At 78.9% G+C, this 1756-nt stretch carries 2 protein-coding genes; both read right to left on the bottom strand.

Annotation, left to right across the window (positions count from 1 at the left end):
* Nucleotides 1-74: 74 nt before the first annotated feature.
* On the bottom strand, nt 75-830 hold the full coding sequence (locus ACFW1I_RS38075) for a TIGR04222 domain-containing membrane protein (protein WP_384678669.1): 756 nt from the start codon (nt 828-830) through the stop codon (nt 75-77).
* Nucleotides 831-839: 9 nt separating this feature from the next.
* Nucleotides 840-1756 (bottom strand): TIGR04222 domain-containing membrane protein (locus ACFW1I_RS38070; RefSeq protein WP_384678666.1); only part of this gene is annotated, 917 nt, incomplete at its 5' end.

The following is a 1756-nucleotide window of genomic DNA, read 5'->3' as shown; positions in this document are numbered from 1 at the left end:
CGGCCCCCCCCCCGCGGGCCCCGGCGCGGGCGGCGGCGCGCGCGCCCCCCCCCCACCGGCGTCCCCTCCCTCCTTCAGGGCCCGCCCAGTGCGGCCCGCAGCTCCGGTTCCAGGACCGCGGGCCCCCGGACGGCGAGCGCGGTGAGCGGATCCTCCGCCGAGAGCCCGGCGAGCAGCCGCTGACCGGCGTGCGAGGCCCAGCGGCCGCGCGGACACCCGCCGATCGCCCAGCAGAGCCCCGCGGCCGTCAGCGGCAGCGCGAACCCGGCGAGCGTCCGGGCCCGCTCGGCCTCCGCCGCCAGCGGCACGGAGACCGCGCCCAGCGCCAGCGCCAGCCAGAACGCCCCGCGCACCGCCCGCAGCCCGGCCGCGACCTCCCGCCGGCCCGGGCCCGGCACCGCGAGCCCCCGCTCCACCAGACCCTCCTCGATCCGGCGCACGCACGCGGCGGCGGCGACCGCCGGACGCAGCCGGGGCACCGGCGCCTGGCCGTCCGGCCCGATCGCGCCGAGCACCGCCCGCTCCAGCTCGTCCGCGCCGCCGGAGCCGTCCACGACCGTGGCCCAGCCGGTGTGCGCGAGCAGCAGCCGCCGCGCCCGGTGCATCGACACCAGCGTCAGATCGGTGACCCGGCCCGGCCCGCCGGCGAGGAACGCGGCCTCGCCCAGGGTGAGTCCGGCCTCCCCGGCCGTCCCGGAGTCGTGCCCGCCGGCGGCGATCGCGGCCCGGCAGAGCCGGGCGCAGGCGACGGCGGTGACGACGCACGCGACGAGGAGCAGCGGGATCCAGACCATGATCGAGTTGTACGACAGGACCACCGGTCCCGCCACCCGAACGGCTCAGCCGCCGCCCCCTCCGCAGGACGAGCCCCCTCCGCCGCCGCACGAGGACGACGACGAGGACCCGCAGGAGGACGACGAGGAGCCGCACGACGACGAGGACCCGCAGGACGAGGACGAGCAGGACGAGCCGCCCGACCCGGAGTCCGAGCCCCAGCCGCCGTCACCGCCCGTCGCGGCCCCCGCGCACCACATCACCACGGCCGCGGCGGCGGTCGTGTCGGAGGGGTGGTACGAGGACGACGAGCGGGTACGACTCCGGCCGGAGGGCGATGTCCCCTGGAGCCGGGCCGCGTTCCGCAGCCGGTCCCACAGCTCCCGGTCGGGCAGCGCCCGGATCCCGCCGAGGGCCACCGCCTGCGCGGTGCCGCCGCCGGAGCCGTACTGCCGCCGGTACGCGGTCAGCGCGGCCAGGCCCGCCGCGCTCACCTGGCGGCCGCCGGTGACGCCGCAGACGATCGCCGTGAGGAAGCAGACGAAGAACAGCGGCAGCACCTTCACGAAGAACGGCACCGCGAACTCCGTCGACGAGGAGAACTGGACGACGGTGGCCACGATGGCCACCGGCATCATCAGGAAGGCCGCCAGGGCCACGCCGACGCACCAGCGCCGCAGCGCCCGGCGCCGTGCCGGGACGACCACGAGCCCGCGCGCGGCGAGCCCGTCGCCGATCTCCTGCACCGCCGGGTGCGTCATCACGCCGAGCCGCAGGTGGTGGAGGGCGCCGTGCGGGGCGGCCGCGTGGGTGTCGAGCACGGCCCGCTCGACCGGGTCGTGGGCGACCGGGCGGAGGACGGCGACCACGCCGGGCCCGCCGATCGCCAGCCGCCCGTCGACGTGCATGGCGGCGAGGGCGGTGTCGGCGACCCTGCCGGGCGGCACGATCGAGTCCGACCTGGGCGAGTCCCCGCGTGCGG

Origin of the sequence: Streptomyces sp. NPDC058955 (genome assembly GCF_042741435.1) — a bacterium.
In the GTDB taxonomy this organism is placed as follows: Bacteria; Actinomycetota; Actinomycetes; order Streptomycetales; family Streptomycetaceae; genus Streptomyces.
Note: the sequence above shows the minus strand (reverse complement) of the source record. Positions and strands in the feature narration are given on the sequence as shown.